We start from the raw sequence: 20459 nt of genomic DNA on the forward strand, positions 1-20459 counted from the left end.
TGGATGCCCCGTTGGCATAGGCACCTGAGCAAAGGCGCGCCGCAGTTCCTCCTAGGGCTGCCTGCGTAACGAAAACCACAAGGAGGGAGGCCCCCGAACGACCATCGCCCAATGGCTGAACGCCATGCTGTGGATGGCGCGGACAGGTGCGCTCTGGCGGGATTTACCGGAATACTACGCCTCCTGCCCCACCGTCTTCAGCCGGTTCCGCCGCTGGAAAATCGCCGGAATTTGGGATCAGATCTTAGACCGGTCGTAAGAAACTTCGCTAGAATGGCCATCTCTGTCTTGTTTGCTGAACAATTACCCGGAGGATGTATTTCCCCTGTGAATAAATGTTCCGGTCTTCAAGCCCACTCAGGGCCTGTCCTGTTCTTCGTGCGGTTATAACAATGCTTTACCATAAAATAAACCCAAACGGTAAAAGCTTGTGCGGCTAAATAAAACACGAAGGAATACCCGAACTGCCACCCTTTCCGGTAATTAAAAAGATGGAAATAGGTAACAGAAACCCATTCGTAGGCAACCCCGGCAAGAGCCCAAGCGAATACGTACAAGCTGATACGGATTCCCTTCGGTTTCCACCAATCAAACAGATACAGAAACAAATAAGCAAACGGGCTGTATAGAAGGAAATTCAATAAATCAAACCATTCATACATCGGGAGATCGTTGACATCGTACAGATCTACCGGCGGGAGACCGAAGTGAAAATCTACGAACAAGGCGGTTCCGCTTCCAATGACCAGAAAAACGAACGAGACAATCGTCGGAAAGCGGCGGGGAAGAATCAGTACAACTGCAATCATAGCCAATAAGGAAAGTGTCGAAAACCACTCGTTGCCGTCAAATTGCACGGGTAACTTCATATCCTCACTTCCTTTCGGGCGATGGATCGGATCCCTTTAAAAGCTAACCACAACACCGCCAGATTTAAGGCCCAATTGGCAAAAGAGAACCATACTCTCCAATTTCGGCTATGGCTGAGGATGCCAAGCACATCTCCCAAGTATTCGAGACCAACAAAAAGCGCAACGAACATCGCCCCGTTTAGAAGCTTCTTCCACTTCCGGTCAAGCGATGTGTGAAGCTCCAGGAACAGCATCATGCCGATCGGAACTATAATGCTGCGATTAGTATCGTATACCAGATAGTCTATCCAATCATGCGATAGTTCGACTAGCTTGTAGTTTAATCCGAACAACCAATGAAAGTTGTTTTGTAACAAAACGGTAAAGACCCATACGATGATTCCTTCGAAGACATGCAGTCGGCGTTTCGTAACGGAGAGAGTAAGAATGAGCAGCACTGATATACTGCAGAAGATCAGGATAGCCAACGAATACCACCTTTTACATGCAGAATGGGACTATTATTCCCCTCACCGAGGTTATTCAAACTAAGACACTGGACATGCGCATCATTTGAACAACTGGAGGATGTGTCTCTCCCGGCAGTTTGATTCCCCGCGCAGCTTGTAGCTGGCCAGTAGAAACATCGGACTGCTGATATCGCTGACTACAGAGGCGGCCATAGTACCAGCGGCGGCATAGGCAACGCCGTAGGGCAGCAAGATGTGTACCAAAGCCGCCGCCCGTTTACCTCCCCGGGTCTCTCCCTTTATCGCTTTGAGTGAATGAAGCCCTACATGGTCGCCTCCGATGATAACGCATGTCAAGTCGTTCATCTTTCCTCAGCTCCTTTTACGTTTTGCACATATAACAACGTAAAGCGCTGATTTGTGACATCGGAAACGAACAAAAAAATTAAGATTCGTCGATCACTGATGCATACACTGACTCGTACCTCCGTAAGAAACATGTGGAAACAAGGTTGTATTCCTTATTCTCATGTCCATACTCGGTCAGAATGGTTGCTGCAGTAAGGGCCAGCTCGCTGCGGCTCGCACTGGAGATAAAGAGCAGTTTGGTTCCGGCAGCAAAAGCATTATGAAGAGATTTCGGGTCATTATAATCTCCCAGGCAGACTTCAATACCCAATTCCGCAGAAGCTTTTTCAAGATTACGTGCGACCGCAACAATTTGACTTGTCGGACCCTTTTTGAGCAAATGTTGTACAACTAGACCTCCAAGTTGCCCTGTTGTTTGCCTCCAATTCGATCCTTGGTATTAACTCAAATCGGGGGATGCCCCGTTGGCATAGGCCACCTGAGCAAAGGCGTGCTTCAGGAAATGGGGGGGTGATTCCAACCAAAAGGAATAATGAAAAACAATTTCGGGGGAGCCGAATAATCACAACTGATCAGGCAGACCTTGCAGATACATATTTATGCAGTCCGTGTTCTGCTTTAACGCTTGAATGGTCTTAGTATTCGGAGAGATATAAATGGTCAGATAATCAGCCTCGTCATAATCTATTCGGATCGGAAAGGCAAGTTTTTCTTCATTCAATGAAAACTCTGCGTGGATTCCAGGTTTATTGCCCCGTGCGTCCAAGCGGATCCACGCATCTAATTTCTGTATATAAACAGCGTTCAAAGCATGTATACAATACCCCGTGTCAGGAGTGTCCCCTATCGTCAGTCGCTGATAACAGAAGCCAGCCGGTATGCCTGCTCTTCGAAATATTGCACACAAAAGGTTCGCTTTTGCATAGCAAATCCCCTCTTCATGAACCAATGTTTCCGACGCGGAACAAGTAATTCTAGAACTTTGGATGTCCCAAGAATGATGAATTTCATCACGGACAAATTCATATGACTTTTTAATAAAATCTTCTTGGTCCTGTGATGATGCTGCCAGTCTGGAGGTCAATTCAGCAATCAAAGGGTGGTCATAATCGACCTCGGCTGTCTGGGTTAAATAATCGTTAATGACTTGCGATTCGCAGATTAGACTCATCTCTTCCTGTTATCCCCCCCCCAATAAATTGTGCCATTCTTATCCCTCCGACACAGCTGTGTTAAATCATTCAAGCCACTTTATGTCCGCTGCATGTTGATAAATTGAATCAGAGAGAAACTCTTCAAATGAATCATAAAGCTTTACTATCCCTTTAGCACTTCCCTCGTACCATTCCATAACTGGAGGATTATCTCCGGCGTTTAACTCAAACAATCTAATTTCATAACCTTGATGCATGGAGAATACAAAAGCTGATTCAGGCAGCTCTATCGGATCATTATTCTCTCGCAATAATGCCTTGGCCTCATGCTGTAGTCCCTTTAATTCTGAGTACTTGGTAGTTGTACCTTGAAAAAGTCTTCCTGAATAATGACCTACAGCGAGTAAATATTGAATATATGACTCTGGTAACTTGATTCTCATTTCTTGCTCCAGTAAGTTTATTTCAGCTTCGCTGCATCCTTTAAATGGATGATCAGTATGCAATTTCTTTTCCAAAAGGAGTTTTAACAAATGATCACTTTTCACTAAAAAACCTGCTTCCTAAAGAAAGAAATATCTAATTATTCGTGAGGTACTTATTGAATTCCTTTACAGCAGTGGCCCATAGCGTAAACTGCCCTTGCACGACCACCGTCTCAAATATCTCCTTTTCGAAACGATAAACATGACAAAAGAACCCCCATCACTGGAGGCTCTAACCTAGAGCATGCCACAGCAAACTGCTCTTTTGGTTGTTCCGAGCTTCTGAAGATCTGAACTATTCAGTAAAGTGTAGGGACGGGACGGCAAGAAACAAATCGCACATATCTTGGATCCACTACAAATTGAAACCAAAACCTTCCACTCCAGCGATAACCGGAAACCTCACTGTATTTAGCACTAGTCGGGTAAAAGCAGAAACTTTCCCCATTCCATAACCTTACAAAGGTGTATTGATACAAGCAGCCAACGAAATAAGAACTCGTGGGATTCATCCTAGTCTAAGGTTCGGTTATCGGTGTTATTACGCAAAGAAGCCCCCAAGCATTTCAGCCTGGAGGCTTCTTTGGTACAAAGGAGGAACTCACATTATCGAGCCTGTTGAGATTCTAAATCCTTAGACTTGATCAAAAATTAAAGCTCAGGCCCGAGGGCCTGAGCTTTAATCCCTTTAGATCATCCAACCTGCTCCAAGAACGATGACCAGCAAAATGTAAAGGACCAGGATTGTTGCTGTGCTGGTGAAGTAGCCTTTAACGCAGCTCATGGTGTTTCCTCCCTTCGCTACCGATACTGTATTGTATGGGTATTTATTATCAAATGCTTAGGCTATATGGAAAATTGGGTGGGTTTTTTTATCGGCCCTGCAGCCATCCATGGCAAAACCGATGTGAAAGACTGATGATGAAATAAACACGGTAACTCATCCTCTGAATAAAGCCGATGATTGCAACCATAATAAGACAGGTTGTTTATTCCAAATGTACAGAGGAGCAGATGAATTTGAAAAACAAATGGCTCATAACGTTGCCGGTAACCTTCACGCTTCTTTTTAGCGGGACGCCTGCAGTGGAATCCGCACAAGCGAAGATGAACGTGGAGAAGGATTCGGCTTGTCTACGTCCCCAAATGCTGAAATTGAAAAGCGATATGCAAAAGGCATGGATCGACCATACGATCTGGACGAGAAGCTATATTGTAAGCGCACTCTCTAATCTTCAAGACCAGAAGGACGTGTTAGACCGGCTCCTGCAGAATCAGCAGGACACAGGCAATCTGATTAAGCCTTATTATGGGGAAGCCGCCGGTAATAAGCTGGCTGAACTTCTGAGAGAGCACATTCAGATTGCGGGGAACATTGTAGCGGCTGCCAAAGCGGGCAATCAAGCCGATGTGAAGAAGCTAGAGGCGGACTGGCATAGAAACGCCGACGAAATAGCCAAATTTTTAAGCGCGGCGAATCCGAACTGGCAGTATAAAGCCTTGCAAGATATGCTGTATAACCATCTGCAGTTCATTACGGAAGTAGTTCTGGACTACATCAAAGGAGACTGGAAAGCGAATATTGCAGCTACCGACAAAAACGAGATCCATATGATCCATTTAGCGGATATGCTGACCGAAGGCATTGTTAAACAATTTCCCCAAAAATTTTAGTGACTCCGCCATTTCCTTTGACCCTAAGCGCTCTCTGAGATCATCCGCTGCACACGCAAACAAAAGGTCCGGGGCAGTTCACCGTAATGGTGGATTGCCCCGGACCTTTTGGGGGAGCATCTCCGTTCCTCCCAGCTGCCGTACGAACCTAACAAATCACAGCGGCTGCGCGCAGGTAGCTAGGCAGATCGCCAGTCAAGTTCGCCTCCAGCGACAGCATTCTTCTCCTACGTAGCCTATAATACAGAGCAACGGCGGCCCGCCATGCTCTGTATTCGCCCTCCTTTTCTTCGGGCCTCCTTGCGCCCCCCTCTTCACCGCCCGAGCCGCTCCGCCGCCTCAACGGTATGCTTCAGCAGCATCGCGATCGTCACCGGACCCACACCGGCCGGAACGGGAGTAATCGCGGAAGCACGCGCGTAGGCCGCTTCGTAATCCACGTCTCCGACATTGCCCTCATTGTACCCCGCATCCATCACAACCGCGCCGGGTTGGATCCAATCTCCCTGGATGAACTTGGGCTTACCCACCGCCGCTACCACGATATCGCCGAGCCGGACGATATCCTCCAGATTCACGGTCTTGGAATGACAGACCGTTACCGTCGCATTCCGGTTCAGGAGCATCATCGATACAGGCTTTCCCAAGATGGGACTCCGCCCGATGACCACGGCATGCTTGCCTTCGATCCCGATGCCGTAATGATCGAGTATCGCTATGATCGCCGCCGGGGTGCAGGAAGGATAGTCGGCTGTGCCGAAGGCATTCTGGGCGAAGCCCGTCATCGTGACCCCATCGACGTCCTTATCTGCCCGGATCGCCTCGAACACCGCCCGTTCGTCGATAGGATGGGGAACGGGGTGCTGCAGCAGGATGCCATGCACCGCAGGGTCTTCGTTCAGCTGCCGGATCGCTTCCAGCAGCTCCTCTGTCGTCGTCTCCCTTGGCAGATCGACCCGTCTGGACTGGAGGCCGAGTCTCCTGCAGGCGTTGCCCTTCATCCGCACATAAGTCGCCGACGCCGGATCGTCGCCGACCAGCACCGTCGCAAGACAGGGGACGATGCCCTGCCCCCTCAGCCGCTCCACCCGCTCCGCCAAGCTGCTCTTGATCTCCTCCGCCACCCGTGTTCCGTCCAATATCACCGTCTTCTTCATGGTTCGCACCAGCCCTCTCATCCGAATAAAAACAGAAAGAGGCAAGGGGAATCCCCTTACCTCTGCCCAGGCGTACGGCTCATAGCTCCGTGTGCTCCCCCATGGTTCCCCATGCTCCGCCAGTCACACACAGTCGGTGCCCTTATCATACCAAGGGATACAGGATGAATCAATAATCAATGGCGATCTTCCTACCGGGAGACCTCCAGCACCAGCTTGCCCACCGTGTTCTTCTCTTCAAGCAGCTCATGAGCTTCCCCGGCCTGCTCGAGAGGATAGACACCGAATACTTCCGACCGGACGGCTCCGCCGGCCAGCAGGCGAAGGGCCTCTGCCGCAGCAGCACCCACCTCTGCGGGGGCATACTGGCTGTAAGCCCCGATATTGAAGCCGCTCAGCGACCGGTTCGAGAGCCACACATCGGTCAACGACTGCTGGACATCCTCTCCCCCGCTGGCATTGCCGAGCAGCACGAGCCGCCCGAGCGGACGCAGCAGCTCCTGGCTTGCGAGGCGCATCCCGCCGCCCACCGGGTCCAGCACGAGATCGAGGCCCCGGTAATCTTCCTTGCGGCGCAGCGGCTCCGCAAAGTCCGTGCGCAGGAACAGCTCGTCATAGCCAAGGGAGGGAGCGAGACGCGTCTTCTCCACGCTTCCGACGGTGCCGTACACCCGGCCCGCCCCGAAGTGCCGGGCCATCTGCCCAAGGAAGCTGCCGAGTCCTCCGGCCGCCGCATGAACGAGCACCTGATCGCCCTGCTGTATCCGGGCCACATGCCGCAGCACCATGTAGGCGGTCGTCAGGTTCACGATGCTCGCTGCGGCCGCCGGCAGGTCGAGGCTGCCTCCCAGCCCATCGAGGGGGATCGTCAGATCCGCGCTGGCTGTTGCCACTGAGGCATATCCGCCCAATTCCATGAGCGTCATCGCGGCCACGGGCTGCCCGACGCGGAATCCTTGGACCCCTTCCCCGATGGCCCTCACATAACCGGACACCTCGAGCCCCGGGATGACCGGCAGCGGGATCATGCTCCCGAAGTCCCCGCGCCGCAGCATCACATCCACATACCCTACGCCGATATAGGCGACATCGATGGTCAGTTTGCCCGGGCCTGGCACGGGATCCGGCAGCTCCCTCACCTCAAGTTCCTCTGCTCCCATCGCGCGATCAATCACAATTCCTCTCATCTTCCAAGCCGCCTCCCCGAATTCGTTGATAGACCTATCCTACTTCAAGCCGGAGAGGGCAGCCACACCACGCTTATGCTAGTAATGGGAGTACCAGACTGACGTACCGGGACGAACCGGATGAACCGGACGCCCTGCCGCCGTTTTCTATCCGAGGAGTTCCCTCAGCCTCGTCTCGGTCTCCGTTCCACTGACCGGCGTATACACGCAGCAGTGCAGGTCCGTCCTGCCGTTCAGGCTGGCGAAGGAGTTAATCTCGAAGGCGAGCTCGCCTGCCCGCGGATCCATCAGCCGCACTTGGATGCTTTTCTTGAGCTGGATGTCATGCCGGCGCCACAGTTCTTCGAACTCCGGACACTTCGCGCACAGCCGCCTTACGCTCTCCCCGAACCAGGGATCGCTCTGGTGCCTGTCGTAGTAGGTGCGGAATACCGCAGCCGAGTACTGCGCGAATTCTTCCCAGTTGACCATCCGCCGCCGGAAGTCGCCATCCTCGAACAGCAGGTGCATCATGACGCGGTCCGCGGGCTTCATCGACGTGAAGTCCGCCAGCACGACATCCGCAGCCCGGTTCCAGGCGAGGACTTCGGTCCGGTCATTGCTGATGAAGGACGGATACGCCAGCTGGTCGATGATATGCTGCCACTCCGGTTTCAGCCCCGTCTCTTCCCTGTCCGGTGAAAACACCGATATGTCCTCCTGCGGAGCGGACAGCCCCATGAGATGCATCATCTCGTCCCCCGAGAGCTGCAGCGCCCGGCCAATGCCCTCCACAACTTCCTTGGAAGGGTTCACTTCCCTTCCCTGCTCAAGCCAGGTGTAATAAGTGGCGCTGACGCCGGCCAGATAGGCGACTTCTTCCCTGCGGAGTCCCGGCGTCCTCCGGCGGCCGTAAGAACCAGTGATGCCGGCTTGTTCTGGCTGAAGGCGCTCCCGGCGGGATTTTAAGAACTCGCCGAGCGTCTTCCACCGGTCCTGTGCCGGAAGGATGCCTGCTGTTTTCTCCCTGCTTGCTCTCATCATCGTCACCGCTTTCTTCCTCTTTTCTCCATTGTAAAGGGTTTGGTGCCCCGTATACCACACGTTTTTGGCTGATTCTCCTGCTTTCTTGGGCCAGCCGGTCATATCTCCGTCTTCCTATGCGTAATATTACTAATGGCAACAAGCGAAGGAGGTCTCCCCCCATGGATTATATTCTACTCGGCCTGCTGGCCCTGCGCGAACAAACCATATACGAGCTGAGCAAAAACATGAAACATACCGTCGCCCTCTTCTACAGCGACAGTCTCGGTGCCATCCAGGCGGCGCTCAAGAAGCTGGGCGACAAACAATGGATCGCCTGCCGGGAAACCGCGGAGAACGGAAAGCTCAAAAAAATCTATTCCATCGAGGCCGAGGGCCGGGATCATCTGATGGCATGGCTCCGCTCCCCGATCCCCACCGATAAGCTGAAGGATCTGGCCGTCGCCCGGCTGTTCTTCCTGGGACTGCTGCCGGAAGAAGAGCGCATAGAGGTGCTGCGGGGCTATGTCGGAGCCCTGACGGAGATGCACCGGAATCTGGTGTCCCTCGAAATTCAATCGAGCTTCATGGAGGTTCCCGAGGAGAAGAAGGACATTTTCCGGTATCAGATGCTCTCGCTTCGCTACGGGGTCGACCATTACGCCTTTAGCGCGCAGTGGTACAAGGAGCTGCTGCAGGATACGGTGCAAGGAGGCGAGCATGGGCATTCCGGCAGAACATAAACAGTGGGTGTCGGAGGAGGCTCAGATCCATTATTTCGTCTCCGGCAGGCCGGAGGGAGAGCTTGTCCTCTGCCTTCATCCGGCCTTCGGGGATCACCGCTGCTTCGACGGGCAGTTGGAGGCCTTCGCTTCCCGGTACCGCGTCATCACGGTGGATCTGATCGGCCACGGGCTGTCCCAGGTGTATGGAGCCGGCCAAGGGATCGATAGGGCCCTGCAGCATCTGCTCGGGATCCTGCACGCCGAGGGGTATGACAAGTGCCATCTCGTCGGCGTGTCCATGGGGTCGCTGGTTGCCCAAGCCTTCGCCTCGCGCTATCCCGACAAGGTGATGTCCCTCGTCTCGGTGGGTGCCTATTCGATCCGGGAGGAGCATCCGGAGATCGTCCGCGCCCAGCGCTCCGAGATGCTGCGATGGCTGCTGATGGCGGTCCTCTCCATGAACCGGTTCCGGCGGTACCTGGCCTCCGTCACCGTCATCCGGCCGGAGCAGCAGGAGAGGTTCTATGACATGACCGCCGGCTTCACGCGCCGCTCCATCCGGGTGCTGTCCGGACTCCGCACGCTCGCCCAGGCGCAGACCGGACCTGCCGCGGCTTCCCCTCCCCTGCTCCTCGTCTGCGGAGACCGGGATCTGCCCGTGGTGAAGGAGGCAACCCTGAGATGGCAGCTTGCGGAGCCCCGGAGCACCTGCCTGGAGCTGGAGAACGCCGGGCACTGCGCGAACATGGACCAGCCGCAAGTGTTCAATGAAGTCGTGCTGGCCTTTTTGAACAGCGTCCCGAGCGGGTAAGAAATGGTAAACAGGCCCAGGGGCCGGAAGGAGCATGGGGATGAGCGGTAGACACGACCAAACGAAGGTGGAGGCGGAGCCGGTCCGAGCAGTACGCAGAACAGCGATCGTCACAGGGGCAAGCAGCGGCATCGGCAAAGGCATCTCGATCGTGCTGGCGAGGGCCGGTTACCATATCTCCACGGTATACAAATCCAACGAGATCGGCATCCAGGAGCTGGAGCAGACCGTCAAGGGAACGTACGGACGCCAGTTTCATGCCGTACGCGGCGATCTATCCGATCCCGGCTTCGTCCAGCGGTATGCGCAGGAAGCGATTGGGGAGCTCGGCGAGGTGCATCTGCTGGTCAACAATGCGGGAGTGGGCTTCCCGAAGAAGCTGCTGGATATCGAGGCGGAAGACATGCTCTCCTTCATCCATATTGATTTTGTCGCGCCCGTCCTGCTCATGCAAGCCGTCGGCCGGCACATGATCGAGAAGGATATCCGGGGCAGCCTGATCAACATCACCTCGACGCGTGCGGAGAGGGCTTATCCGCATGACTCCATCTATGGAGGCATGAAAGCGGGGCTGCGCCGCGCGAGCGAATCGATCGCCCTCGAGCTCGGCCTGCATGGCATCCGCGTCAACAATGTCGCGCCGGGCGCGACGGAGATCGAGCGCGTGGGCGCCGACTTCTACGACAAGCTCGGCGGGAAGATTCCGCTGCGGAGGGTAGGCCAGCCGGAGGATATCGGGGAGGCGGTATTATGGCTCGCCTCCGAGGCCGCCTCTTACATTACCGGCGTCTCCCTCAAGGTGGACGGCGGGTTGATCCTGCCCGGCATGCCGGAGCGGGATGACGAGACGGCGGAGTATTACGGCTGGGCTCCCGTCCGGGAGCAGCCTTAGAGAGAGCCGGCTTCATCCGTAGGGGCAGAACGTGACGCCAGCGGAGCTCGCCAGCATGGGCGCGGCTCCTTTTTTTGCTTGGGCGTCAAGCCTTCTTCCCCAAGATCGTACAGCCGTACAGCCCCACAAGGACAAGGCAGATTGTAAAGTCAAGGAAAGGCCAATAGTTGCTTGCCAGGTCGTTGAAATAGGCAATGTCCGGAAAGGCCACGATCGAGGACACGAGCAGCATCATGCCAAGGGGCAGGGTCGTCAGCTTGGGTTCGTTCAGCCGGGTCAGATGGGCAGCGCCGAGCATCAAGGCATAGAAGTTCAGCACCGTCTTGAAGAAGGTGGTAATAATCCACATGATCGCAAGAATGGCTTCGATCCGTTCTAAAAAATTGCCGATCCCGATTTTTTTGGCCAGCGAATAGGCGGGATAGATCTGGTTGGCTGTCAACGGAGCCCCGATCACGACGATCGTCAAGATAATGATGATCTCCAGCACGATGCCTCCAATGAGCGCCCCCATGAGCATACTCCGAGGTATCTTCTCCGTTTTGTTCACGGAAGACAGAATCGACAGGATACAGACGGCCTCCGCGAACGGAAAGGTAATGGCCGTCAGCGATCCATAGAGAATCGGCTTGACTCCCATGCTGAAAGGGACCATCACATTCTGCAGGTCAATCTTAGGCAGCAGGCAGGCTGCCAGCATGAAGAACAGCAGGAAAAAGTGGGGAAACAGGAGCTCCCCCGCCCGGGCAACCGTCTCGATCCCCAGCCGGCCTCCCAGCACGACGATAAACAAGAATAAGAGCTGGACCGATTGGATGGGGGTCAGCGGCATGATCTGCGTCGTCATAAAGTCCCCCATCTCCCGGACCTCGGCCGAGACCATAAGAAAGAAGTAAAAGGAAAACAGAACGGCAGCCGCCTGGCCGCCCCGCTTCCCGAGAAGCCGGGAGCTGTACTCATACAAGTTCATTTCGGGATGAAGCTTCCCCAGCCTGGCGAGCAGATAGACCAAGAGCAAGCCAACCGCCAGCCCGATCAGTCCCGATATCCATGCATCTTCCTTGGCGTACATTGCCGGGAAGGAGGGCAGCACCAGGATGGAATCTCCAATGACATAGAGCGTGACCAGTACGATAAGCTGGCGGTTGCTGATTTTCACCTGGTTCTGCATGAGAAGATCACCTGCCTTGAGCCTGATCTCTGCCGCGCAGCCATGTGAGTGCAAGCAGCAGGAGGGGAACGCCGACCTGGAACGGGAGATGAAGATACAGCGGGACGATCTTCAGCCCGACTTCGATGTGCTCGATGTAGTTGCCCGTCATGACGAGCGAATAGAGGAACAAGAGTCCGCCTATACACACGATCGTGAGCTTTTTTCGTCGTTCGATACGGAACACTTCTATCAATCCCGTCACAGAAGCGTAGAGGAACACCGTGATCTTGAAGAATCCTCCGATGATAAGCGTGATAATCGCAATCACTTCCAGCCGTTCGATAAACTCGCCCAGCCGGATTTTACCTAAGGTCTTCAAGAGAGGGAAAGTCGCGTTCTCCGCCCCGTAGGCGGTCAGCACACTGATATTGGCCGCAATAATGAAGCTCAGGGCCAGACCGCTGATCAGAATGGCCGCCATGCCGACCCTTCTCGCCAGATGAGGCTTGTTCAGACAGGGGAGCAGCATCGTGAAGACAACGGTCTCACCGAACGGGAACGTCAGGGTCTGAGGGAACGCCGTCTGCAGTACAGGCTTCCAGCCGTTCACGAAGGGAGGCATCAGATTCTCCAAGTGAATCACGTCCGAAGCGACCAGGAGGAAGATGGAGAGCAGGCCCAAGAGGACAATCACGCCCAGGAAGATCTCACCTACCCTTCCGATAGTTTCGATGCCCAGAAGACAAGCATAGATGACGGGGATGACCATCACGAAATTGACCACTTCCATTGGTGTCAAAGGCAGAATTGAGCTTAACAGCAGCCCTCCAAAATCCCTTAAGACTCTGGCCGCAATGTAAAAAAAGTAAACCATATACAAGATAGAGACCAGGTTTCCCAAGGGTTTGCCGAACAAAGCCTGCAAGCAGCCAATCAGCGATTGGTACCCATGCCTGCGGTACAAGGCAGCGTAGAGGAGGAACAAAGGCAGACCCGCTCCCATACCGATCAGAACGGCAAGCCATGCATCCTGCTTGGCCTGCATGCCAACGCCGACCACCACGGAAGTGCCCATCTCGAATAGCAGCATCAGCGCAGTCAGCTCTGCGGCATCGATTTTGGCCTTCTGCATCTGCGTCCCCTCCCCTCTGCTATTCTTCCATGCCTATACTTGGAGCAGCTGTTTCAGCAGATCCGCTACCGGTTTGTACACCACGACCAGCAGTTTCGAAGGGTTCGGCAATTGCAGGTTCGTCGCGAACTGGATCAGATTCAGGCCTGTGCCGAGGAGCAGCATGAGGAAGAAGACAACGCGGCCTCTCCTCTGCTGACTTCGCCACATCGGAGATTCGATCCACAGGAACAGCAGCGCTGAGGCCAGAACAGCCAAGACGATGATCCACAATGCCGCTCACTCCTTCTCCTTCAGCTGCTGAAAAATCGAGTTCGTGACCGTACCCAATCTGCGGATCTGGAAATCGGTTTTGACTTGCACCTGCATCTGGGGAAATAATTGCTCCCAGTCTTTCTTAATGGCATTCCAGCCCTTGGGGTCGGAGCGTCTGATCCGGTCCCCGAAGCCGAAGATATCGGATTTGTATTTTTTTTGGGCCGCGGCCAGGGTGACGTTCACAATCTCCTTCAATCGGGCCCCGGCGAGCTGCTCCAGCTCATCGATGCTCTCCGGCTTGGTCAAATCCAGCCCGCACTGCACCTCCCCCACATTGCCCTCGTTATGGACCTCGACGGTGATCTCCGGCTTTCCGCCGACAACCCTCCCCTTCGTAACGGTTTTGGAACGGACGGTTTCCAGATTCAGCTGCCCCCCTCCCGGACATTTCATCGGTCCCACGGTCCTGTATACCTTATCGGTGAGATAGACGAAGCCCTTGCTCTCCGCCTCATCCAGCCAGCCGATGAGTTTGTCCTTCTTGAAGACGGCCAGACCCGATATCTTAATACGGGCCTGCGGATCCGGGGACCCCAGGGACTGGGTGCCAGTATTCGTTTTTTTCCCCAGTCTCTTCACGGCGGTAAGGACGGGATTGCGCCCTTCTTTGACCAGGTCGTTAATCAGTCGGTCGAGGGTAATGGTCAGTGCAGGGGCCCAAGATCTCTCCGATTCATACAGGGAGGTGAACAGCTTGTTCGCCGGCACTTCTTCGATCGCCGTGAGCACTTTCAATATCTCCTCCGCCTTGGAGTCTTTGGCGACCACGATGTAAAAATCCGTCCGCATCTCATGATTCCTCGACAAAAAGTCCAGTATCGGGGCGACCCCATCTCTTGCCAGGCTTTCTCCAAGCACGAGTATGCGAAGATGGGACAAGTAGAGTCTGCGGGGACTTTCCTCGGTAACCCGCCCGATGGCTTCGTAGATCGTTTTGCCGAAGGACTGGTATACCGTGACCGGTGACCGCCCGCCGCCGCCTCCCTTGGAGGCCACCTCCCTCGGCTCGACCACCTGCGCCGTGATCCGGTAACCCTTGGCGTCCTTATCGATCCCCAGCCCCATGTTGATGGCCAGCTGATTCATTTCCCTCCGGTTCCAGCAGCCGGTGAGAAGAACCGTACCGCAGGCAAACAGGATCAAGAGAATTAACTTACGACTGCGCATGGAATGGTCCTCCTCCGTCATGCGGGACCTCTGGATTTGCGGGGCGGGTCCGGTTTGATTCGGGTCGTATCCTGCTGGCTGATCAATCTCGGGCGATTGCGCTGCATCCAGCGGGGCAGCCGGAAGAGCGCGTCATCCTGGTCACCGGGGATGAAGGGGCCGAACGGACTCATGTAGGGAATGCCGAACGACCTCAAGGAGCACATATGCAGGAGCAGGGTGATGGTCCCGATAGTCACCCCATACAAGCCGAACGATGCCGCCAGACCCATCAGTATGAACCGGAGCATTCGAATCGTAATCGACATACTATAGGCGGGGAGTACAAAGCTGGAGATGGCCGTAATCGCTACCACGATGACCATCGCCGCAGACACGATGCCTGCCTCCACAGCCGCTTGCCCAATAACCAAGGTGCCGACAATAGAGATCGCCGAGCCGACGGCCTTGGGCATGCGTATGCCGGCTTCCCGCAAGATCTCGAAGGTAATCTCCATGATCAGCGCTTCAATAAAAGCAGGAAAGGGCACCCCTTCGCGCTGTGCCGCCAAGCTCAAGAGCAGCCGGGTGGGGAGCATCTCCTGGTGGAAGGTCGTGATGGCAATATAGAGCGAAGGCGCGCTGAGCGCGATGAATAGAGCAAAAATCCGGATGATCCGGACCAGCGTACTGATATCCGCCCGCTGGTAATGATCCTCCGCCGATTGATAGAATTGGACAAACAGCGCAGGCACCAGGAGCACGAAGGGCGTACCGTCCACCAGGATCGCGACGCGCCCTTCCAGAAGCCCCGCAGCGATCACATCCGGGCGCTCCGAGTTGAATACGGTCGGAAAGGGGCTCCACTTGTTGTCCTCGATCATCTCCTCGATGTAGCTGCCCTCCAGAATGCTGTCCAGCTTAATCCGGCCCAGACGCAGGCGTACCTCCTCCACAATCTTCTCATTGACGAGTCCATGGATATACATGATCACTACCGAAGTTTTGGTATATTTGCCAAGGGAGATGCTCTCCAGCCACAGCTGCGGATCCTTGATCTTGCGCCGGATCAGCGCCGTATTGGTCCGCAGATTCTCCGTGAACGCCTCCTTCGGCCCCCGTACGACATTCTGGGCCGTCGACTCGCTCACGGTCCGGTCTTCCCACTGGCTCATGCCGATGGACAAAGCCTGCGGGATCCCGTCCGCCATCAGGATGACGCCGCCGGATAGAAGCGAATGCAGCAGGGCTTCCCGGTCGGTTACCGTCTCGATCGAGCCGGCGGTGAGCACCTGCTCCTTCAATCCGTGCAGCAGCGTCCCTTCCGCACTCTGGAGCCGGTCCATCTCCTGCGGCCCGATCCCAGTCATCAGAGGCGTGAGCACAAACTGCTGCACCGCATGCATGTCCGTCAAGCCTTCCGTATACAGGATGCAGAGGTTCAGCTGCCCTTCCGGTCCTGCATGGAAGGTTCTTGACACGATATCCTCGCTGTTCCCTACCGCGCGGAGGATCCCGCTTATATTCTCCTCTATGGAGGAGGACAGGGGACCGGACGCGCCCGCTTCCTGTTCCGGGCCGCCGGGATTTCCGCCAGCGTTTTTACCTTTATCCATCCCTTGGTATCCTCCTCCCATTGGATCTGCTCTGGATATCATTTCCCATTGTGGACAAATTATGTGGAACAAGAAACACAAACAAGCCCCAAGGTCATCTTGGAGCTCGAATGCAATCCAGCTTTCTTCAATCCTTTCATCGTGAAAGCCGCCCTGCCCATTCTCTTACGGCAAAGCATAGTGGAATAGACAGGGCTGGTGTACAATGACATCATCCCTCACGATAAAGAAAAGGAAGTGCTTTCCATGAAACTGCAGTTGATCCGGCATGCCACACTCTGGGTGGAATACGGCGGCCATCCCTTCTTAATCGACCCGATGTTCAGCGAAGCCGGGGCCAACCCGCCCATCGTGAATACGACGAACGAACGGCGGAATCCGCTTGTCCCTTTGCCCGCCGGTACCGATAACGTGCTGGCTCCATCGGCCGTACTCGTCACGCATACGCACCGGGACCACTGGGATGAGGCAGCGGCAGCCGCCCTCCCCAAATCCACGCCGATCCTATGCCAGCCGGAGGACGAAGCGCTGATCGCCGGCTCCGGATTCGGGACCGTGCTCCCCGTGAGCTCGTCCCTGGAGTTCCGCGGGGTCCGCATTACCCGTACTGGCGGTCAGCATGGTACGGGCGAGATCGGCCGGCGGATGGGGCCGGTCTCCGGTTATGTGCTGCAGGCGGAGGGCGAGCCGACCTTGTATATCGCCGGCGATACGATATGGTGCGAGGATGTGCGGCAAGCGCTGGATGAGCACCGGCCACATCTGACCGTCGTGAATGCAGGCGGGGCCCGCTTCGCGGAGGGTGATCCGATCACGATGGACGCGGACGATGTCGCGGCGGTATGCCGATACGCGCCCGCTGCCAAGGTTGTCGCCGTCCACATGGACGCCATCAACCACTGCTTGGTGACGAGAGCGGACCTGCGGGAGCGGTTGTCGGCAGAAGGGCTGCTGGAGCAAGTGGCCATCCCGGAGGACGGTGCTTGGTTGTAAGGAGGCAGGGCCGAGGCGGCCTGGCTGTATGTAGGGCTGCCTCCCCCCTCGCGGATGTCAAGAACCGCTTCAGAAGATTATACGAAGCCCTCCATAGCTCCTAAGATCAAGACAGTAAAGATTAGAAGCAGAAGGATGACGATAAGAGCAGCCCTTATGCTGCCCAGGTTGGCATGGTGGACCCTAGTCCCTATATCCCTATCCCAGGTTGTATACCCTTCTTTTACCAGCGTTTTGTAAGCCAGAGCATTCGCTATAAGCTGCACCACCCCTATTCCCACGCCCATCCCTCTCAGCCAAATGAATCTGCTGCGTTTGAACGATTCCATCGGAGTCAGCCGGTTGCCTGAGGCGTTCAGTACGCGTATGCGGAATATTTTTTTGCCTGGTGTCGTTCCGAAAAGAGATAGAAGCGTCCCTTCCACGAAAATCCAGGAAAATATCAGCAGCACGGACAGTAACGTATCGCTTGTGCGATTCAAACTCTCCATATCTATAAGCGCCCAAACGAAAGTAACCCCTATCATAAAAATAAAAATGTCCACATACCTCGCCCAGAATCTGATCCACGGTCTGGGTGCAGCAGAATCAATGACGGTTAGTTCCTTCAGATTTTCATGTTGTTCGGTCATTATCCCAGCCCCTTACCTTCCGTATTATTCCGTTTATAAACTAACTCTTTCTCCGGCCGCCCCATTGTAGTATAAAACAAAGGGCTGCCCAGCGGCAGCCCTCATGCGAATTCTAATCCGTTAACTCTACCTGGACCGAATTGTAACGGGTCAAATTGCCCTTCCCTGCAAGCATGTGGAATCTTGTCATCCGGGATGGGATCATCATAAGTACAGGATGATGAAGAAAACCGCAGCCAGCGCAAAGCGGTAGAGAGCAAACCAGGTCAGGCTGAGCCGCTTGATCAGGCTCAGGAACGTGACGATAGCAAGCAGTGCAACAACGAAGGCGGTGCCGAGCCCCGTGAGGAACAGCGGGAGGTCGGCCGCGGACAGGTACGCCCGGCTCTTGTACAGGTCGTAAGCGGAGGCGGCGAACATGATAGGGACGGAGATGATGAAAGTGAACTCCGCTGCCGCCTTCTGGCTGGTGCCAAGCAGCATGCCGCCCGAGATGGTCGAGCCCGACCGCGAGAAGCCCGGCCAGACCGCCAGACACTGGAACAATCCGATAGCGAAGGCCTGCCTGTAGCTGATCTCGTCCATCGTCTCGGCGGTAACCGTCCTCCTGTACTTGTCGGCCGCGATCATCAGCACCCCGCCGGCCACGAGACCGATCAGGACGGGGGTGGGTCCGAACAGATGCTTTTTCATATATCCATAGATGGAGAGTCCGGCGATCAGGAACGGCACGAGTGCCGCACCCACATGCAGGATGTTCAGTCCCGGCTGCCTCCATCTCCGGGGAGAAACCGCCAGGAACCCGAGAAACCGCCTCCGGTACAATACGAGCACCGCCAGGACGGCACCGAATTGAATGACGACCTTGAAGGTGGAAGCCCCCTCGCCTTCGAATCTCAGCAGATGTCCAGCCAGGATCATGTGTCCCGTAGAAGACACCGGCAGGAATTCAGTCAACCCTTCGACCACGCCCATAATGATAGCAATCCATAGATCATTCACTCGCTTCTCCTCCGTTATTGGCCTGAGGGGGACGCCTCATCCAATATCCTCTCTCTTGAAGTAGACCAGGGCCGCCAAGAACCCGGCGAGCGAGGTCAGTACTATCGCAAGATAGGAAGAAGAGATAGGGTAAGCCCCGGCCTCTCCTCCGGATGCGATGACATGCACGGCCGACCAGGGAAACAGCGCCTTGTACTCCCGGTTCGCCAGCGCCACGTTCCCCATGGTGACCACAGAGGTGAAGATGATCGTCGGCACATAATTCCGGAAAAGCAAGGTGACGAACATCGTCGGCGTGGACAATAGAAAGAGCAGGCTGCCGCCGGCCGCGTACTGCTTCAAGGAGCGCAGCAGCACCTCTTCATGAAGTCCCTCCGCCCCCGCAAGCAGCCCCGCGAGCAGGGTGAGCCCCCAGGCGGTCAGCGTCAGAACCATGATCCAGAAGAAGAGCAGAATGAGCTTGCTGACCATGAGGTTGCCTCTCGGGACGGGCACCGTGAGCAAATTCTTCAGCGTATCTTCCGCATACTCCCGGTGGAACAGATAGGCTGTGATGACGCCGTAGAGCAGCGTCCCGATGAGCAGCAGCACGTACAAGTTCGTCTCTTCGAACATTTGGGAGAAGGTCACCGGTTCGCCTGGCCGTCTCGCCTTCATGTCGAGGGCCCCGAGGAACATCATCACCGGAGCGGCCGCTGCGCCGACGAGGCTGACCGGGATCATCCCGGCTCGTTTGAGCTTCAGGAGCTCCGTATAGAGCAGCTCAACCAAAGGTACCGCCTCCAATCCGACGGACAAAATAATCCTCGAGCCGGTCCTCGCTTACCATCATCCGGGTCACTTCAATCCCGTGCTCCACGAACAGCCTGTTGATCTTGCCCTGCTCCCCGATGTGGGAATAAATACGGAGCGTTCCCTCATCCCCGACTTCATAGTCGTGTATCTCCGCATGCTTCTCGAGGAGCATGGCCGCCTTCGTGTCGCTCGATACCTGGAACTCGAGAAACCGCCGGCTGCGCCGCCGGAGCTCCTCCAGCGTAATCTCCTCGAGCAGCTTCCCGTGGTGGATGACCCCGATCCGGTCCGCGAGCTGCTCCACTTCCGGCAGGATGTGGCTGGAGATCAGGATGGTCATCCTCCGCTCCCGAGCCAGCGTGCCGATCAGCCGGCGGATTTCCTTGATTCCGACCGGATCGAGGCCGTTCGTCGGCTCGTCCAGGATGAGCAGCTCCGGATGATGGAGAATGCTTCGGGCGATGCCGAGCCTTTGCTTCATCCCAAGCGAATAGGTGCCAACCCGCTTTTTGCGCTCGTCTTGAAGACCCACGATCTCGAGCGCTTCCTCGATGGCATTCTTGGTATGTACGCCCATCAGCTTCGCATTGATGAGCAGATTCTCCCCTCCCGTCAAATTGCCGTAGAAGCCGGAGAACTCTACTATCGACCCGATGCGTCTCAGAATCTCCCTGCGCTTGCGGGAGAGGGACTCTCCGAAGATCTCGATCTCCCCTTCCGACGGACGGATCAGTCCCAGCAGCATGCGGATCGTCGTGGTCTTGCCTGCTCCGTTCTGGCCGAGGAATCCGTAGATCTCCCCCTGCTTCACGAGCATGTTCAAGCCGTCGACCGCTTTTTGCGTACCGTATCTCTTGCTTACCTGCGTCGTTCGAATGACTGCGTCCACGCTGTG

Annotated in this window: 23 protein-coding genes, 1 pseudogene and 1 riboswitch; of the genes and pseudogenes, 6 read left to right on the forward strand and 18 right to left on the reverse strand. The window is 55.4% G+C overall.

Features of this window, described 5'->3' with window-relative positions:
- Positions 1–61 precede the first annotated feature (61 nt).
- Positions 62–259 (forward strand): transposase, encoded by a 198-nt coding sequence (locus tag O9H32_RS32905; RefSeq protein WP_406627331.1) that lies wholly within the window; start codon positions 62–64, stop codon positions 257–259.
- An 88-nt stretch (positions 260–347) separates the two neighbouring features.
- On the opposite strand, the gene O9H32_RS15440 is transcribed toward O9H32_RS32905, so the two are convergent.
- The 6 genes and pseudogenes from O9H32_RS15440 to O9H32_RS15465 all read right to left on the reverse strand — a co-directional run bounded on the left by O9H32_RS15440 (position 348) and on the right by O9H32_RS15465 (position 3392).
- The gene (locus O9H32_RS15440; protein WP_269867010.1) at positions 348–869 is read right to left on the reverse strand and encodes a hypothetical protein; all 522 of its coding nucleotides are present in this window, start codon (positions 867–869) and stop codon (positions 348–350) included.
- The gene (locus tag O9H32_RS15445; RefSeq protein ID WP_269867011.1) at positions 866–1339 is read right to left on the reverse strand and encodes a hypothetical protein; all 474 of its coding nucleotides are present in this window, start codon (positions 1337–1339) and stop codon (positions 866–868) included. The genes O9H32_RS15440 and O9H32_RS15445 overlap by 4 nt, the downstream gene beginning before the upstream one ends.
- Positions 1340–1420: 81 nt before the next feature.
- The gene (locus O9H32_RS15450; RefSeq protein ID WP_269867012.1) at positions 1421–1687 is read right to left on the reverse strand and encodes a hypothetical protein; all 267 of its coding nucleotides are present in this window, start codon (positions 1685–1687) and stop codon (positions 1421–1423) included.
- Positions 1688–1766: 79 nt separating this feature from the next.
- Positions 1767–2090 (reverse strand): annotated as a pseudogene (locus O9H32_RS15455) (NAD(P)H-binding protein); the annotation flags it as partial.
- A gap of 162 nt (positions 2091–2252) precedes the next feature.
- A complete protein-coding gene (locus tag O9H32_RS15460; protein ID WP_269867013.1) occupies positions 2253–2861 on the reverse strand; it encodes a transglutaminase-like domain-containing protein in 609 nt (202 codons plus the stop codon).
- A 66-nt stretch (positions 2862–2927) separates the two neighbouring features.
- The gene (locus tag O9H32_RS15465; RefSeq protein WP_269867014.1) at positions 2928–3392 is read right to left on the reverse strand and encodes an SMI1/KNR4 family protein; all 465 of its coding nucleotides are present in this window, start codon (positions 3390–3392) and stop codon (positions 2928–2930) included.
- Positions 3393–4349: 957 nt separating this feature from the next.
- Between O9H32_RS15465 and O9H32_RS15470 the strand changes: the two genes are divergently transcribed.
- Positions 4350–5003: a glycosyltransferase gene (locus tag O9H32_RS15470; protein WP_269867015.1), complete on the forward strand. Its 654-nt coding sequence runs from the start codon at positions 4350–4352 to the stop codon at positions 5001–5003.
- A gap of 314 nt (positions 5004–5317) precedes the next feature.
- On the opposite strand, the gene O9H32_RS15475 is transcribed toward O9H32_RS15470, so the two are convergent.
- The 3 genes from O9H32_RS15475 to O9H32_RS15485 form a co-directional block, all read right to left on the reverse strand.
- Positions 5318–6160, reverse strand: a complete 843-nt coding sequence (locus tag O9H32_RS15475; RefSeq protein WP_269867016.1) for a bifunctional 5,10-methylenetetrahydrofolate dehydrogenase/5,10-methenyltetrahydrofolate cyclohydrolase — start codon at positions 6158–6160, stop codon at positions 5318–5320.
- Between the two features lie 57 nt (positions 6161–6217).
- Positions 6218–6297: riboswitch (ZMP/ZTP riboswitch) on the reverse strand.
- A 54-nt stretch (positions 6298–6351) separates the two neighbouring features.
- Positions 6352–7347, reverse strand: coding sequence for a quinone oxidoreductase family protein (locus O9H32_RS15480; protein ID WP_269867017.1), 996 nt, complete (start codon positions 7345–7347; stop codon positions 6352–6354).
- A 147-nt stretch (positions 7348–7494) separates the two neighbouring features.
- On the reverse strand, positions 7495–8370 hold the full coding sequence (locus O9H32_RS15485) for a helix-turn-helix transcriptional regulator (RefSeq protein WP_269867172.1): 876 nt from the start codon (positions 8368–8370) through the stop codon (positions 7495–7497).
- Between the two features lie 161 nt (positions 8371–8531).
- Here O9H32_RS15485 and O9H32_RS15490 point away from each other — a divergent pair, with 161 nt between their 5' ends.
- From O9H32_RS15490 to O9H32_RS15500, 3 genes are read left to right on the forward strand one after another with little or no spacing between them, the layout of a single operon-like run.
- On the forward strand, positions 8532–9092 hold the full coding sequence (locus O9H32_RS15490; RefSeq protein ID WP_269867018.1) for a PadR family transcriptional regulator: 561 nt from the start codon (positions 8532–8534) through the stop codon (positions 9090–9092).
- A complete protein-coding gene (locus tag O9H32_RS15495) occupies positions 9070–9885 on the forward strand; it encodes an alpha/beta fold hydrolase (RefSeq protein ID WP_269867019.1) in 816 nt (271 codons plus the stop codon). Before O9H32_RS15490 ends, O9H32_RS15495 begins: the two co-directional genes overlap by 23 nt.
- 40 nt (positions 9886–9925) lie before the next feature.
- Positions 9926–10777, forward strand: coding sequence for an SDR family NAD(P)-dependent oxidoreductase (locus O9H32_RS15500; protein WP_269867020.1), 852 nt, complete (start codon positions 9926–9928; stop codon positions 10775–10777).
- A gap of 85 nt (positions 10778–10862) precedes the next feature.
- On the opposite strand, the gene O9H32_RS15505 is transcribed toward O9H32_RS15500, so the two are convergent.
- The 5 genes from O9H32_RS15505 to O9H32_RS15525 are packed head-to-tail and all read right to left on the reverse strand — an operon-like array spanning position 10863 to position 16142.
- Complete coding sequence (locus O9H32_RS15505; protein ID WP_269867021.1) at positions 10863–11948, reverse strand: GerAB/ArcD/ProY family transporter; 1086 nt, start codon at positions 11946–11948, stop codon at positions 10863–10865.
- Positions 11949–11955: 7 nt separating this feature from the next.
- Positions 11956–13062, reverse strand: coding sequence for a GerAB/ArcD/ProY family transporter (locus tag O9H32_RS15510; RefSeq protein WP_269867022.1), 1107 nt, complete (start codon positions 13060–13062; stop codon positions 11956–11958).
- A 33-nt stretch (positions 13063–13095) separates the two neighbouring features.
- Positions 13096–13335 carry a hypothetical protein gene (locus tag O9H32_RS15515; RefSeq protein ID WP_269867023.1) on the reverse strand — a complete coding sequence of 80 codons (240 nt, stop codon included), beginning with the start codon at positions 13333–13335 and terminating at the stop codon, positions 13096–13098.
- Between the two features lie 6 nt (positions 13336–13341).
- A complete protein-coding gene (locus tag O9H32_RS15520; RefSeq protein WP_269867024.1) occupies positions 13342–14547 on the reverse strand; it encodes a Ger(x)C family spore germination protein in 1206 nt (401 codons plus the stop codon).
- A gap of 17 nt (positions 14548–14564) precedes the next feature.
- Complete coding sequence (locus O9H32_RS15525; protein ID WP_269867025.1) at positions 14565–16142, reverse strand: spore germination protein; 1578 nt, start codon at positions 16140–16142, stop codon at positions 14565–14567.
- Positions 16143–16388: 246 nt separating this feature from the next.
- Here O9H32_RS15525 and O9H32_RS15530 point away from each other — a divergent pair, with 246 nt between their 5' ends.
- The gene (locus O9H32_RS15530; protein WP_269867026.1) at positions 16389–17135 is read left to right on the forward strand and encodes an MBL fold metallo-hydrolase; all 747 of its coding nucleotides are present in this window, start codon (positions 16389–16391) and stop codon (positions 17133–17135) included.
- A 77-nt stretch (positions 17136–17212) separates the two neighbouring features.
- Here the strand turns inward: O9H32_RS15530 and O9H32_RS15535 are convergent, their stop codons facing one another.
- The 4 genes from O9H32_RS15535 to O9H32_RS15550 form a co-directional block, all read right to left on the reverse strand.
- Positions 17213–17767: an RDD family protein gene (locus O9H32_RS15535; protein ID WP_269867027.1), complete on the reverse strand. Its 555-nt coding sequence runs from the start codon at positions 17765–17767 to the stop codon at positions 17213–17215.
- A gap of 204 nt (positions 17768–17971) precedes the next feature.
- A complete protein-coding gene (locus tag O9H32_RS15540; protein WP_269867028.1) occupies positions 17972–18769 on the reverse strand; it encodes an undecaprenyl-diphosphate phosphatase in 798 nt (265 codons plus the stop codon).
- Positions 18770–18805: 36 nt separating this feature from the next.
- Complete coding sequence (locus O9H32_RS15545) at positions 18806–19540, reverse strand: ABC transporter permease (protein WP_269867029.1); 735 nt, start codon at positions 19538–19540, stop codon at positions 18806–18808.
- Positions 19533–20453: an ABC transporter ATP-binding protein gene (locus tag O9H32_RS15550; RefSeq protein WP_269867030.1), complete on the reverse strand. Its 921-nt coding sequence runs from the start codon at positions 20451–20453 to the stop codon at positions 19533–19535. The genes O9H32_RS15545 and O9H32_RS15550 overlap by 8 nt, the downstream gene beginning before the upstream one ends.
- Positions 20454–20459 lie beyond the last annotated feature (6 nt).

It is taken from the genome of Paenibacillus caseinilyticus (assembly GCF_027533645.1).
Taxonomy (GTDB): Bacteria; Bacillota; Bacilli; order Paenibacillales; family NBRC-103111; genus Paenibacillus_G; species Paenibacillus_G caseinilyticus.